This is a genomic window from Flavobacterium sp. I-STPP5a (genome assembly GCF_009764685.1).
In the GTDB taxonomy this organism is placed as follows: Bacteria; Bacteroidota; Bacteroidia; order Flavobacteriales; family Flavobacteriaceae; genus Flavobacterium.
The window spans coordinates 1-15,404 of the sequence record NZ_VHLM01000036.1; the positions used below are offsets into that span (position 1 = coordinate 1).

10 protein-coding genes are annotated in these 15,404 nt (G+C 32.8%); 9 read left to right on the forward strand and 1 reads right to left on the reverse strand.

The window, feature by feature from the left end:
• Positions 1-253 (forward strand): transposase (locus tag FJV36_RS07385; RefSeq protein ID WP_199250854.1); only part of this gene is annotated, 253 nt, incomplete at its 5' end.
• A gap of 217 nt (positions 254-470) precedes the next feature.
• Here FJV36_RS07385 and FJV36_RS07390 read toward each other — a convergent pair.
• Entirely contained in the window at positions 471-2,339 is a 1,869-nt protein-coding gene (locus tag FJV36_RS07390) for an alpha-amylase family protein (protein ID WP_158980974.1), read from the reverse strand.
• 271 nt (positions 2,340-2,610) lie between these two features.
• On the opposite strand from FJV36_RS07390, the gene FJV36_RS07395 reads away from it, so the two are divergent.
• The 8 genes from FJV36_RS07395 to FJV36_RS07435 all read left to right on the forward strand — a co-directional run bounded on the left by FJV36_RS07395 (position 2,611) and on the right by FJV36_RS07435 (position 15,226).
• Complete coding sequence (locus FJV36_RS07395; RefSeq protein WP_158729482.1) at positions 2,611-4,242, forward strand: OstA-like protein; 1,632 nt, start codon at positions 2,611-2,613, stop codon at positions 4,240-4,242.
• A gap of 125 nt (positions 4,243-4,367) precedes the next feature.
• A complete protein-coding gene (locus tag FJV36_RS07400) occupies positions 4,368-5,555 on the forward strand; it encodes an aspartate aminotransferase family protein (protein ID WP_158729483.1) in 1,188 nt (395 codons plus the stop codon).
• Positions 5,556-5,701: 146 nt separating this feature from the next.
• Positions 5,702-7,111 (forward strand): lipopolysaccharide assembly protein LapB, encoded by a 1,410-nt coding sequence (locus FJV36_RS07405; RefSeq protein ID WP_158980968.1) that lies wholly within the window; start codon positions 5,702-5,704, stop codon positions 7,109-7,111.
• Positions 7,098-7,847, forward strand: a complete 750-nt coding sequence (locus FJV36_RS07410; protein ID WP_158729485.1) for a shikimate dehydrogenase — start codon at positions 7,098-7,100, stop codon at positions 7,845-7,847. Before FJV36_RS07405 ends, FJV36_RS07410 begins: the two co-directional genes overlap by 14 nt.
• 288 nt (positions 7,848-8,135) lie before the next feature.
• Positions 8,136-12,743, forward strand: coding sequence for a type II CRISPR RNA-guided endonuclease Cas9 (cas9, locus tag FJV36_RS07415; RefSeq protein WP_158980969.1), 4,608 nt, complete (start codon positions 8,136-8,138; stop codon positions 12,741-12,743).
• 383 nt (positions 12,744-13,126) lie between these two features.
• Entirely contained in the window at positions 13,127-13,558 is a 432-nt protein-coding gene (gene tnpA / locus FJV36_RS07420; protein ID WP_158729487.1) for an IS200/IS605 family transposase, read from the forward strand.
• A gap of 303 nt (positions 13,559-13,861) precedes the next feature.
• Entirely contained in the window at positions 13,862-14,758 is an 897-nt protein-coding gene (gene cas1, locus FJV36_RS07425) for a type II CRISPR-associated endonuclease Cas1 (protein ID WP_158980972.1), read from the forward strand.
• Between the two features lie 156 nt (positions 14,759-14,914).
• Positions 14,915-15,226: a transposase gene (locus FJV36_RS07435; protein WP_158727651.1), complete on the forward strand. Its 312-nt coding sequence runs from the start codon at positions 14,915-14,917 to the stop codon at positions 15,224-15,226.
• Positions 15,227-15,404 lie beyond the last annotated feature (178 nt).

Consider the following 15,404-nt stretch of genomic DNA (forward strand, 5'->3'; position numbering starts at 1 on the left):
AGATGGAGCCAAAACAAAAACGTATTCGGTATCCATAAAATCAGAATTACATCAAGACCAAATGGCTTTTCAAGAAACAGAATATTACAAAGAAAAAGCAAAACATCGATACAAGATAGAAGCCAAAAATAGCGAGTTAAAAAATGTACACGGTTATGATAGAGCGATATCATACGGTATTACCAATATGCAAATGCAAGGTGCAATAGCAATTTTTACAGTCAACTTAAAAAGAATACTCAAATTAATGTAGAAAATGTAATCTACACATGCATTTTGCCAAATGAACCTGTATAAGTCAAAAACCRACTCATATAACCTACAATAAAAAACAGTTACAAAAATAAAAACGCTTATAACAGATGTTTGAAATCCTGTTACAAGCGTTTTTTATTATCTAAAAAAGGATGCTAATCAAAATAAGCGATGTTTTTCAGTGCCCTCAAAATTTTAGCAGCTTTTTTTCATCCTTACAGTTGTAATATGAAAGATTCTAATGGATTAATCTTTATTTGCAAGGTTCCTTCTCCTTGAGAAACTCTTAATTGAGAAGAATACACTTGATACAATTGATCTTTTACAGTATATAGACCATCTATTAATTGCCACTTTTTAATGAGGTCTTTTGAAATTTTAAGTTCAAAAGTACTTGTGGTCACTGATGAAAAATTAGTAACAACAATTATTTTTTGCTCTGTAGACCAACGGGCAAATGAAAAAATACTTTCGTCATAACCTTTTGTAAATTGACGGTTTTGAGTATGCAACTCCTGATAATCGCTCATCAAAGCCGGACTATTCAATGAAAAGTTAAGAAGTCGTCTATAAAAATCTCGCAACTCTTTTTCATTTGCTGTTAATAACGCTCCATCAAATTTGCCATTATTCATCCAGCGCTGGTGATTTGGCACACCAACATAATCAAAAATTGATGTTCTTGAATGTGTTCCAAATCCAGCATTCTCATTGCCAGCTTCACCAACTTCTTGACCAAAATAAACCATAGTAGGTGCTGAACTTATGGTTGTTGAAACTACCATCAATGGTTTTCCTTTTTCAGCTGATCCCGCAAATTCTGGACTTGCTAAGCGCTGCTCATCATGATTGTCTAGAAAATGAAGCATGTGGTTTTCAATATCATTTAAACCATTCTGAATTTGTACCAACCGATCTGGTGTAGCTTGACCTTTTATGATGGCTTTCAAGGCGTCATACGTCTCCACTTTGTCATACAAATAATCCATTTTACCAAGATGAATGTAGTTTCTATACTCTTTTGGGTTGTAAACTTCGGCTAATAGAAAAGCTTCCGTATTTTTCATTTTTATGGCTGAATTCATATAACTCCAAAATTCATACGGTACCATTTCGGCCATATCAAATCGGAAACCATCTATACCTTTTGCTGTCCAATACAAAACTATGTCTTTGAATTTCACCCACGAATTGGGTACATTTTTATTTTTCCAAAATTCAAAATGCTCCTGAACTGTTTTTTTGTCATATCGTGCTGGAAGTTCTGGAAAATCTTTGGACCCATCCGGGCGAATACCATAATTTACTTTTACGGTCTCGTACCAATCATTCTTATCTGGTTTAGCCATTCGGGAGCCATTTCCAGTCCATTTTGCTGGATTTTCTTCAAATTCCCCATCAATTAACGGATGAACTTCTCCGTTTAATGGTGCATTCGTATCAGGAACTTCAAATTTAGTGTTTGGAATATAATAAAAATTGTTATCTCTTTTATATTTAACAGTAGTATCATCATCAGCGCCAAAATCGCGAACTCCTGAGGGATTGTTTTTACTCTCGTACTTGCGCGCTATGTGATTTGGGACAATATCAATAATCACTTTTAATCCCGCTTGATGCGTTCTATTAATAAGGGCTTCAAATTCTTGCAATCGGTTTTCAGGATTTACTGCTAAATCTGGGTTTACATTGTAGTAATCTTTCACAGCATAAGGCGATCCTGCTCTACCTTTCACGACTTCTGGGTCATCATTAGAAATTCCGATAGCAGTATAATCCCGAATTAAAGCATGATGCGGCACTCCCGTGTACCAAATATGACTTACGCCTAAATCCTTTATTTCTTGCAAGGCTATTGTGGTAAAATCGTTGAACTTCCCTACTCCATTTTCTTCAATAGTTCCCCAAGGTTTGTTGGTAGTATTTTTATTTCCAAATAATCGCGTAAAAACTTGATACACGACTTCTTTTTTACGTGCAACAGGTTCTTTTTGCGTAGTATTCATTTTCAAATCAGTTGTTTTGCAGGCTATTGCCAATAATCCCAAGCCTACACTCGCAACAATAGTTCTTTTTTTCATCATAGTTATCATTAATGCTAATGTCAATAGGTCTTGTACCAAATGGACATCAGATTTTAAATTTAATATTTTTTATACTAGATGAAGTGAAAAACAATTAAAATTATACCGTTCTACGTACTAGTGAATAAACTACAACGAAAGAGTAGTTTTATTTGTTGATAACTTTTAGTGTAAACCTATCCTTTAAAGTCCGTTTTGACTAATTATAAATAAATCCTAATATGGATTAGGATTGTTTCCTTTTTCATAAATTTGACAAAAATTAGATCCATTGAAAAAAACACTTTTTTTCCTTACTCAACTAGCCATTTTATTGATTTCGCAGTTTGTTTTGGCGCAAGCCCCAAAAAAAATCAACATAGAAAATGCTGATTTTTCAGATGTGTATCAAATAGAAGTGCCAGATGCCGTTTTACTCATTGGTAACGTTCGTATAAGCCATGATGGAATAGTTCTAACCTGCAACAAAGCTTATTATTTTCAAAAGGAAAAATACATCAAAGCTTTTGGAAACGTGCAAATGGTGCAAGGCGACACTTTGTTTTTGAACAGTAAATACGCCGAGTACAATGGAAATGTAAAAAAAGCATATGCTTCTGGTGACGCAGTTATGAGTTCGCCAGACGCAACGTTGGTAACAGATATTATCAATTTTGACCGAAATATTCAAGAAGCGTATTACGATACAGCGGGAACAATTACCAATAAAGACAATACACTTAAGAGTAATTCAGGAAGATATTATGTAAAAGAAAAGAAATTTCGATTTTTGACAGCGGTTACCATTACAAATCCTACGTATGTGATAAAATCAAATCATTTGGATTATTTTAGTAATTCGGGACATTCGTATCTTTTAGGACCCTCAACAATTACCAGTAAAGCCAATTACATTTACACCGAAAAAGGATTTTATGACACCAAAAAAAATCTAGCACACTTCCTAAACAAATCTTATATCAAATATGACGATAGAGTGATTAAAGGTGACAGTTTGTATTATGATAGAAACAGAGAATTTGCATCGGCGACTCGAAATGTAAAAATAACAGATTCTATAAACCGCGGTATTGTCAAAGGGCATTATGCCGAAGTGTTTAAAAAACAAGATTCTATGTATGTTACAAAAAGAGCGGTGGCAGTAAATTTTGTCGAAAATGACTCGGTTTATATTCACGGAAAAAAACTGATGGTCACCGGAAAAGAAGGAAACAGAATCATTAGAGCCTTTAATAACGTCCGATTTTTCAAAAAGGATATGAGTGGGAAATGTGATTCGATACATTCTAGTACTAAAATGGGACTGACAAAAATGATAGGAAATCCAATACTTTGGAACGCAGAAAACCAAATTACGGGCGACATTATGCATTTAATAGGAGATAAAACCACTCAAAAATTAGACTCTCTTAAAGTACTCGAAAATACTTTTATTCTCTCAAAAGACACTTTGGGAACAGGATACAATCAAGTCAAGGGACAAAATTTATATGGGAAATTTCTAGAAGGAAAATTACACGATGTTGATATTATCAAAAACGCAGAAGTCATTTACTACATGCGTAATGAAGCACAAGAATTGATAGGAATTAACAAAAATAAAAGCAGTAAAATAAATTTAGTACTAGCTGATAATGAGATCGAAACCATTACTTTTTTTCAAGAAGTTGATGGAGATATTTTCCCCGAAGACGAACTGCCCGAAAATGCTAGAAAACTAAGAGGCCTAGTTTGGCGAGGCGATGAACGTATAAAATCAAAGGACGATATTTTTCCTCCCGAAGAAAATGAAGACAATGAAAAAATTGCCAAAGCCACTAAATCAGCTAAAGGCAAAGGGAATATTCCGATGAAAATTAGGAAAGAAACACTGAATTACGATAAAAAGAAAGTTAAGAAGTAGTCTCAGTTTGCAGTCACAGTACACAGTCACAGTTTACAGTGAACAGTATCAGTTTTCAGTAAACAGTCACAGTAAATAGCTGCCGATAACAAAAAAACATCCAATAAACGATTAAACAATAATTTGTGAACACAGATTTTTTAAAATACCAAGCACAAACTTCACCCTATCCGCTAGGCATGGAGGTGTCACACGCTATAGGGTCTTACATCTACGCAACAGATTCTAGAAAATACCTAGATTTTGTAGCAGGCGTATCAGCCTGTGCCTTAGGCCACCAGCATCCTAGAGTCAACCAAGCCATAAAAGATCAATTAGATAAATATTCACACGTAATGGTATACGGCGAATATTCTCAAAGCCCAGCTGTAGCTTATTGCAAATTGTTAGCCTCATTATTGCCCGCACCTTTAGACAAAACCTATCTGGTTAATTCAGGTACAGAAGCCATAGAAGGAGCCTTAAAACTAGCCCGAAGAACCACAGGAAGAAGTCAATTGATTTCGTGTCACAACGCGTATCACGGCAATACCATGGGTTCTATGAGTGTCATGGGATTTGAAGAACGCAAACAAGTCTTTCGCCCGTTGATCCCTGATGTGGAGTTTATCACGTTTAATAACGAAGCTGATTTACTTAAAATAACGCACAAAACTGCAGGAGTATTATTAGAAACCATTCAAGGTGGAGCGGGATTCATTCAACCACACAATGACTATCTCAAAAAAGTGAGAGAACGCTGTGATGAAGTAGGTGCCATGATGATTCTGGATGAAATTCAACCAGGTTTTGGGAGAACCGGAAAACTTTTTGGGTTCCAAAATTACGATGTTGTTCCTGATATTGTCGTCATGGGAAAAGGCATGGGTGGCGGAATGCCTGTTGGTGCTTTTACAGCTTCATCAGCACAAATGGATTTGTTGAGTGACAATCCAAAGTTAGGACACATAACTACCTTTGGTGGACATCCTGTCATAGCGGCAGCCTGCTTAGCTACTTTGCAAGAAATTACAGAAACTAATATCATGCAGGAAGCTCTTGAGAAAGAAAAATTATTTAGATCGCTTTTGGTACATCCTTTGATACAAGAAATAAGAGGTAAAGGATTGATGCTAGCCGCCATGACTAAAAGCCCAGATATAACAAACGAGGTTATTTTAAAATGTCAAGATAGAGGACTTATCTTATTCTGGCTCCTTTTTGAAGGATGCGCCATCAGGATTACACCTCCTTTGACTATTTCGGAGGAAGAAATACGAGAAGGTTGTAGCATTATACTAGAAGTGATGGATGAAATGATGAATAAGAATTAATCTTTAAAATATTCGACAAGGAGATACTCTTTGTTTTAACTAAAGCATTTTTTTGTTAATTAAATTGTTCACAAAAATTCTAAATTACCCTCACAGTACACCCACGATTACCTAATTTTAGTTAGGCTAAATTAAAAAACCAAAGTATGCAATTAAGCAACGAAGAAGAAGATTATAACTTATCCTTATCAAAATTTGAGTCCATGTTGAAAACCAACAAGGTATTCTTTTTCGACTCCGAAGAATTTGAAGAAATTATCCTTCATTATCTGGATATGGGCAAAGCCACTTTGGCAAAAAAAGCCCTCAAATTAGCCTTGGAACAACATCCTAAAGCAACAGGACTTAAACTCGTGCAAGTCGAGATGCTTGTGTATGATGATAAATTAGAACTCGCTGAAAAAATATTGAATGAGTTGTATGCTATTGAACCCAATAATGAAGAAATATACATTCAAAAAGCAAATATATGCTCTAAAAGAGACCAACATGAAAAAGCTGTTGAACTCTTAAAAATTGCACTTAAATATACAGATGATCTTGCCGATGTGTATAATTTAATAGGCATGGAGTATTTGTTTATGGACAATTTTGAAATGGCAAAAACAAACTTTATCAATTGTCTTGAGGAAGATCTTGAAGATCAATCAGCGTTGTATAACGTGGTATATTGCTTTGAATTTTTAGATCAAAATCAAGATGCGATCCAATTTCTAAAAGAATACATTGACAAAAATCCGTATAGTGAAATTGCTTGGCACCAACTTGGGCGTTTGCATTACAGCGTAAAAGAATATGAAGAAGCTATACGTGCTTATGAATATGCAACGCTGATAGACGACGAATTTGTGGGCGCTTTTATGGAAAAAGCCAAAGCATACGAACGTCTTAAAAATTATGAAAAAGCGGTTGAAAGTTACAGCAGAACTATTGAGTTAGATGATGCAACTTCTTATGCGCTATTGCGAATGGGAAAATGTCATGAAAAACTGGGCAATACCGCTCTAGCACTCAAATATTATAATCAAACTGTACATGAAGATCCTTTACTAGATAAAGGCTGGATTGCCATAACTGATTTTTATGTTCGTCAAAAAAACTATCAAAAAGCACTCTATTTTGTAAACAAAGCCCTTGCTATTGACAACCAAAACAAATTGTATTGGAAACGATTTGCAAGCATCAACAAAAAAATGGGCTATTTTGAAGAAGCAACCTTTGGCTACAAAAAAGCAGTTGAATATGGAGAAACAAGCCTTGATGTTTGGCTTTTTTGGGTAGATATTTTACAATTTCAAGGAGAGTTTATGGCAGCTGTTCAAACACTTTTGCAGGCTACCGAATATTATCCTGAAGAAAACGAAATTGAATACCGATTAGCTGGTTTATATTATTTACTAAACGATACAACGAAGGCAAAATTTCATTTGAGTAATGCTTTACGACTCAATGCCGCCAATTCAAAGTTATTAAAAAATTCTTTCCCATCTGTTTGGGAGAAAAAATCAGTGCAAAACCACATCAAAAAATATACGGGTACAAATGACGGAGAGTAATACAAGACGTTTTGGGTTAGTAGGACGTAACATCAGTTATTCTTTTTCTAAAAAATATTTTACTGAGAAATTTGCTGCGGCAGGTTTTGAAGGTTGTACTTATGAAAATTTTGACATTCAAGACATTCAAGATTTTCCAACAATTAGGTTTGAAAACAAAGATATACAAGGACTTAATGTAACCATTCCATACAAAGAAACGGTTATTCCTTATCTAGATTCCTTATCCAAAAAAGCTGCGCTTATAGGTGCAGTAAATACCATACGCGTTACAAAAAAAGGCAAACTAAAAGGATACAATACTGATTATTTTGGCTTTAAAAAATCCCTGATACCCTTACTGCAACCTCATCACAAGAAAGCCTTGATTTTAGGCACAGGTGGAGCTTCTAAAGGCGTTGCTTTTGCTCTTGATGAGCTTGACATTCCGTATGTATTTGTATCAAGAGAAGCTACTGAAACAAGCATAAGTTATGACAGAATTAATGCTACAACATTTGATAATTACCACATTATTATTAATGCTACGCCAGTAGGTACAAGCCCAAATACTGATGCTTTCCCACTACTGCCCTATTCGTTTTTTACAGAGAAGCACATTGCCTACGATTTAATTTACAACCCCGCAGAAACACAATTTTTGAAAAAAGCTGCTGCTCAAGGCGCTCAAACAAAAAATGGCTTAGACATGCTTATTTTTCAAGCTGAAAAAGCTTGGAAAATTTGGAATAAGTAAACCTTGAAAATAATTGCAAAATCCCTCAAATAAACAATTCATTTGAGGGATTTTTTATTCCTTGAAACTACTGCTTAAATAGACCAATAAATTTTAAAATTATACCATTGAAAAAGCGACCCTTGTGAGGCCGCTTTAAATGTTTTCACAACGGAATAATCCTTATTGTGAATTGCTTCAAAATTGTCTTACAATATTACGAAATATTTTTTTAATGCAAATAAGGTTTTTCGTAAAATCAATAGTTTATTTTTCGTAAGTTTATGACTATAATAAATAGGATGAAACATGAAGAAAATATTAGGGTTGGATTTGGGGACAAATAGCATTGGATGGGCTTTAACAAACAATGATTTCGAGAATAAAATGGGAAATATTGAAGGACTAGGAAGTAGCATAATTCCTATGAGTCAAGATGTTTTAGGCAAATTTGATAGTGGTGTTTCTATTTCGCAAACTGCCGAAAGAACAAAATATAGAGGAACAAGAAGATTGGTACAACGCTTTTTATTAAGAAGAGAACGACTGCATAGAGTTTTAAATATTCTTGATTTTCTACCTCAACATTATGCTGAAGCGATTGATTTTGAGAAAAAATTTGGCCAATTTAAACCTGAAAAAGAAGAAAAATTATCTTTTTATAAAAATGAAAGTGGTAAAAATCAGTTTTTATTTTTAGAAAGTCACCAAGAAATGCTTGCTGAATTTCAATTAACTAATCCTGATTTAAAACAAGTTCCGTATGATTGGACTATATATTATTTGAGAAAAAAAGCTTTAACTCAAAAAATTTATAAAGAAGAATTGGCTTGGATAGTATTAAATTTTAATCAAAAAAGAGGGTATTATCAATTGCGTGGTGAGGAAATTGACAGCGATAAGAATATAACATTTGAAACGCTTAAAATTGAACGAGTTGAAGATAGTGGTTCAAAAATAAAAGGAACAGAAGATGCTTTGTTTGATATTTATTTTGAAAATGGATGGAAATATGACAAACAAACTACAAAACCTCAAGACTGGTTAGGGAAAATTAGAGAGTTTATTGTTTCAACAAGTATATTGTCAAATGGAGAAAGTAAACGTACCTATAAAAAAGTAGATTCTGAAAAAGATTGGATAGCAATAAAAAGCAAAACCGAACAAACCATTAATCAAAGTGAAAAATCGGTTGGTACTTTTATTTATGATGCACTTTTAAAAAATCCCAATCAAAAAATAAAAGGCGAGTTGGTAAGAACCATCGAAAGAAAATTTTATAAGGATGAATTATCAAAAATTCTAAAAGCCCAAATTGCATTTCATAATGAAATTTTTGGAGACAGAAATCTTTATACAAAATGTATTGATGAATTGTACAAACACAATGATTCACACAAAAACAACATCAAAGACAAAAGTTTTGAGTACTTATTTTTAGAAGATATTATTTTATATCAACGTCCGCTTAAAAGTAAAACCTCATTAATTAGTGATTGTAGTTTAGAATTTGTTCCTATTAAAGACAAAAAAGGGGCTTTGGTAAAAGATAGCAATGGCAATCAAGTTGTAAAACCTTTGAAATGTATTGCAAAATCAAATCCTATTTTTCAGGAATTTAGATTGTTACAATTTGTTAAAAACCTTAAAATATACAGAAAAGAAATTGTAAATGATGTTGATGTAACCCATGATTATTTAAAAACTGAAGAAGATTTAGTCGAACTTTTTAATTTTCTTAATGACAGGAAAGAAATAGATCAAATTTCATTTATCAAACATTTACTAAAGCCTTTAAAATTAAAAGGTAAATTATTAGATGCGGAAGTTGCAAAATACAGATGGAATTTTGTAGAAGACAAAATCTATCCTTGTAACGAAACAAGAAATCAATTTTTGAATGCCGTTGCAAAAATTGATCTGGATAAATCTTTTTTTGATGCCAAAAACACCCAAGATTTATGGCATATTTTATATTCTGTTACGGATAAAATCGAAATAACAAAAGCAATAACCACTTTTGCCAAACGACATAATTTGTCTGATGAATTTATAACCAATTTTTCTAAACTAAAACCTTATAAAAAAGATTATGGATCTTTTTCTGAAAAAGCCATAAAAAAATTATTGCCATTAATGCGTTTTGGGAGCTATTGGGATGAAAAAAATATAGACGCCAAAACATTGGCTAGAATTGACAAAATTCAAACCGGAGAATTTGACGAAAATATGAGAACTCGTGTTCGAGAAAAAGCAATTCATTTAAGTAAAACAAATGATTTTCAAGGTTTGCCTTTGTGGTTAGCATCGTATATTATTTATGACCGACACAGTGAAGCGAGTGATGTTTCAAAATGGAAAACTCCCGCAGATATAGCATGGTTTTTAAATCCTAAAAACAAATCTGGCTTCAAACAACACTCACTCCGCAATCCAATTGTGGAACAAGTAATTACAGAAACATTGCGAGTTGTAAAAGATATTTGGCAAAATTATGGCGAGGGAAAAGAAAATTTCTTTAACGAAATTCATATTGAGTTAGGTCGAGAAATGAAGAATGACAAAGCCACTCGTGAAAGAATGACTAAAAAAATATCAGAAAACGAAAATACAAACCTTCGAATCAAAGCCATTTTAACAGAATTAAAAAATGATGGTGTTGATGACATTCGTCCTTATTCGCCAAGCCAGCAAGAGATTCTGAAAATTTATGAAGAAGGTGTTTATAGTAATGAAATTAAAAAAGAAAAGTTAGAAGAAATTGATAAAATCAGAAAGAATGCCAAACCAACATCTTCTGAAATTATCAAATACAAACTTTGGTTGGAACAAGGTTATATTTCACCATACACTGGAAAGTTAATTCCATTAAGTGATTTATTTACAACTAAATATCAAATTGAACATATTATCCCGCAATCCAGATTATTTGATGATTCGTTATCAAATAAAGTTATTTGTGAATCTGAAGTGAATGAATTAAAAGGTAATATGACTGCGTATGAGTTTATTAAAAGTGATAAACCCAGAATAATCCCTAAAAATAACGGCGGTAGTATTAAAATATTTACAACATTTGAATATGAGCAACACATAACTGCTTATTATAACAAAAATAAAAACAAGCAAAAACGATTATTGAGCGAAGAAATTCCTGAAAAATTTATTGAAAGACAATTAAACGATACCAAATACATAAGTAAAATCATAAAAAACTTATTAAGCAAAATAGTTCGAGAAGATGATGAGCAGGAAGTAACCTCAAAACATATTGTTTCTTTAAATGGTTCCATCACATCAAGAATGAAACAAGATTGGGGCTTGAATGATGTTTGGAACAACATAATCACACCACGTTTTGAACGTTTGAATGCCTTAACAAACTCTAGTGATTTTGGGAAAATAGAACTCAAAAAAGATGAATTTGGAAACAAAGGCAAACAAGTTTTTCAAACCACAGTACCCGATGCACTTGCCAAAGGTTTTACAAAAAAAAGAATTGACCACCGCCATCACGCATTGGATGCTTTGGTAATTGCTTGTGTAACAAAAGACCATATTAATTATTTAAACTCAATCAACTCTGAAAGAACCAATTATTCTTTAGTTTCTAAACTACGTAGAACTGAAGAAATTGTAATAAATAAAAAAAGACAAAAAATTGCAAAAGAATTCCATAAACCTTGGGATAATTTTACAAAAAAAGCAGAAGATCAATTGGATCGAACCATTATCAGTTTCAAACAAAACACCCGTGTTATTAACAAAACAGTTAATAAATATCAGGCTTGGAAAGAAGAAGATGGTGCAATGAAAAAAGTCACCCTAAAACAAACAAAAGGCGATAATTGGGCAATTAGAAAACCAATGCACGCAGAAACCGTCAGCGGAAAAGTATTTTTGAAACGAATTAAACAAAGTCATATTACTATTGCAAATGCTATTGAGCAAATAGAATTAATTGTTGATAAGGAAGTTAAAAAACAATTGACGGAAAAAATTAAACAATATCCAAACAATTTGGTAGGTTTAAAAAAACACATCAAAGCTTTTCCGGTAATGATTGATGGTAAAGCAATTGACAAAGTTCAGATTTATGAAACTATAGAAGCCACAGCCACAAGAAAAACACTTGACAATTCTTTTGATGAAAAGAAAATTGAAAAAATAACCGATACAGGAATACAAAAAATTCTATTAAACCATTTGAAACAAGAAATGTATCAAAATGCGATGGATGAAAATGGTAAAAAAATCCCTACACATGAAATTGCTTTTTCTGAAAATGGTTTAGATGAATTAAATAAAAATATAACAGTACTAAATAATGGCAAAAATCATCAACCAATAAAAAAAGTTAGAGTTTTTGAAGAGGGCGGTAAATTTAGTCTCGGAAATACAGGAAATAAAACAACTAAATATGTGGAAGCTGCCAAAGGAACAAACTTATTTTTTGCAATTTATCAGGATGAAAAAGGAAAACGAAATTATAAAACGATTCCATTCAACGAGGTAATAGAAAGACAAAAACAAGGATTAAGTGCTGCTTTAGAAACTGATGAAAACATAAATCGCCTTTTATTCACGCTATCCCCAAATGATTTGGTTTATATCCCAACAAACGAAGAAAAAGAAAACTTAACAACAGTTAATTTTGATAAATTATCAAAAGAGCAAACAGAACGCATATACAAATTTGTAAGTTGTACTGGTGGAGAAGGACATTTTGTTTCTAATAATTATTCAAAAGAGATAATTTCTAATGAAAATGGTTCAAATAATAAAAATGAACGAATGCTTGATTTTAAAAATTCCAATACTATTTATGATGAAAAAGAAAAACCAATAATGATAAAATCTGTTTGCTGGAAACTCGAAATTGATAGGCTTGGGAAAATTAAAAAAATAATCCGATGATAAAATATAAATGCAAAAATCAATAGGAATGGGTTTTAACCCATTCTATAATATAAAACAATCCAAATAAGGCTTTAGCCAAATATATTTTGGCTAAAGCCTATTCAAGATAAATAATCTTATCCCCTCCAGCTAAAGCTGGAGGCAATTCAAAAGCTGGAGGCAATTCAAAAGCTGGAGGCAATTTAAAAGCTGGAAGAAATTCAAAAATGAGAAATTGAGAAATTTGGAATAAATTTATAATTCAGGAAGATTTAAATTCAATAAGAATGAGTTTTTATACATTCAATTACAATCAATAGGATTGGGTTTTAACCCAATCGAGAATATCGAATATTTAAGATTGGCTTTAGCCAAAATATCGACAACATAAACAATAAATTATGCCATACATCAAAACCTATATTCATTTTGTTTGGAGTACAAAAAACAGAATTCCTTTTCTGGACAACAAAGAATTAAGACAAAAAGTTTGGCATCACATCAAAGAAAACGCCAAAGACAAAGGAATATTTGTTGATTTTGTGAATGGATATTCTGATCATTGTCATTGTCTGGTTTCTTTAGGGGCCGATCAAACTATTCAAAAGACAATGCAACTCATTAAAGGAGAATCATCCTTTTGGATTAACAAAAACAAATTGTGTTTAGACAAATTTGAATGGCAAGACGAATATTTTGCAGTTTCGGTTTCGGAATCTATGATTGATAAAGTTCGGAATTACATTAAGAAACAAGAGGAACATCACAGCAAACAAAGCTTTCAAGAAGAATATGATGAATTCATAGCTAAATATCAATTTCAAAAAGAATAGAATTAGACTAAAGCTATGCAACCTTCTTTTTATTATATCCCTCCTGCTAAAGCAGGAGGCAATTCAAAAGCAGGAGGCAATTCAAAAGCGGGAGGCAATTAAATAGGAAAAAGAAATTTAAAACAAAAATCAATTGAAAATCTGGGCTGTAATTCAAAAGCAGAATACATTTGAAAATTAAATAAATGCTTTACATTCCCAAAATCAATTGGATTGGGCTTTAGCCCATTCAAAATAAAAAAATCACATTATAATTGGCTTTAGCCAAAATATTTTATAGTCATTTTTTAATCCAAAAAAATAATGATAAAAAGAACCCTATTCTTCGGTAATCCTGCTTATTTGAGTACTAAAAACGAGCAAATAGTAATCTCTTATCCCGACAAGGAACAAGAAACCAAAACCGTGGCCATCGAAGACATAGGCGTAATTGTTCTAGAAAACCAACAAATCACGATAACCAATGGTTTGCTAGAAAAACTAACCAATAATAATGTGGCATTAATTAATTGTGATCAATACCACATGCCCATTGGCCTATTAATGCCGCTTAGTGGTCATACCGAACAAACGGAGCGTTTTAAAAACCAAATTAACGCTTCGGTTCCGCTCAAAAAGAATTTATGGCAGCAAACCATTAGCTCTAAAATATCAAACCAAGCAGGATTGCTCAAAGAAAAAAGAATTCCGTGCCGGAAAATGGAACTTTGGTCAAAAGAAGTCACATCGGGGGATGCGCTCAATCATGAATCGAGAGCAGCCGTATTTTATTGGCAAAACCTAATCAAAATTGAAAATTTCACTAGAGGACAAAAGGGAATTGCTCCCAATAACTTATTGAATTATGGATATGCAATTTTAAGAGCTATTACAGCAAGAGCGCTTGTTAGCTCTGGAATGTTACCTACTCTTGGCATCTTTCATCGCAACAAATACAATGCTTATTGCCTTGCGGATGACATTATGGAGCCTTATCGTCCCTATGTTGATCTTATTGTTTGTCACATTATGGAAACGGAAGACAGCTATGACGAACTGACTATTGAAATTAAAAAACAATTGTTAAGTATTGCAACCATCGATGTCTTAATAGACGGAAAAAATAGTCCGTTGATGGTTGCCATGAGCAGAACAACCCATTCCTTACAAGAATGTTTTGAAGGAACCGCAAGGAAAATTTTATATCCTGTTTATGTATGACGAACACTACACCCGATTAAACCAATATAGAAGTTTGTGGATATTAGTATTTTTTGATCTGCCCACCGAAACACGCAACGAGCGTAAAATTGCTAGTATTTTAGCCCCTTAATAGTTCGGAGTGATATTTTAAATTTCAAATAGTACATTTGATATATGAAATACAAGAAATGGAGTTTAGAAGAAAAGCTAGAAATCCTATCCTTTTCAGAAGAATTAGGAGTTGTTGAAACGTGCCGTAAATACAGCGTTAGCACTGGCACTTTGTATAGCTGGAAGAAGAAACACGAGAAGCAGGGAGAAGCTGGTTTAAAAGTAACTTATGACACTAGTAGTAAAGAGCTAAAGCAAGCTGAGGAAGAAAACAGAATTCTACGCAAATTATTAGCTAACAAGGAAATCGAATTAGAAATTGGGCGTGAACTTTTAAAAAAAAAGTTTGGGACATCCGATCCAAGAAAGATTTAGTAGATAGTATTTATAGTAAACATAAGATTAGTAAAACCAAAATTATTACTATAGTAGGAATGGTTCAAAGTAGTTATTACCGAAGACCAAGCTCAAATAAAAAAGGTATTAAACCTAGTGAATTTACTTTTAATAAATCTAAAGGATATGTAAGTCAAGACGCGGTTATTAAATCGAT

Bases quoted from the DNA above. Each gene is read 5' to 3' on its own strand.
- tnpA (WP_158729487.1), top strand. From the start codon at position 13,127: ATGCCATACATCAAAACCTATATTCATTTTGTTTGGAGTACAAAAAAC.
- FJV36_RS07405 (WP_158980968.1), top strand. From the start codon at position 5,702: ATGCAATTAAGCAACGAAGAAGAAGATTATAACTTATCCTTATCAAAA.
- FJV36_RS07435 (WP_158727651.1), top strand. From the start codon at position 14,915: ATGAAATACAAGAAATGGAGTTTAGAAGAAAAGCTAGAAATCCTATCC.
- cas1 (WP_158980972.1), top strand. From the start codon at position 13,862: ATGATAAAAAGAACCCTATTCTTCGGTAATCCTGCTTATTTGAGTACT.
- FJV36_RS07390 (WP_158980974.1), bottom strand. From the start codon at position 2,339: ATGATGAAAAAAAGAACTATTGTTGCGAGTGTAGGCTTGGGATTATTG.
- cas9 (WP_158980969.1), top strand. From the start codon at position 8,136: ATGAAGAAAATATTAGGGTTGGATTTGGGGACAAATAGCATTGGATGG.
- FJV36_RS07410 (WP_158729485.1), top strand. From the start codon at position 7,098: ATGACGGAGAGTAATACAAGACGTTTTGGGTTAGTAGGACGTAACATC.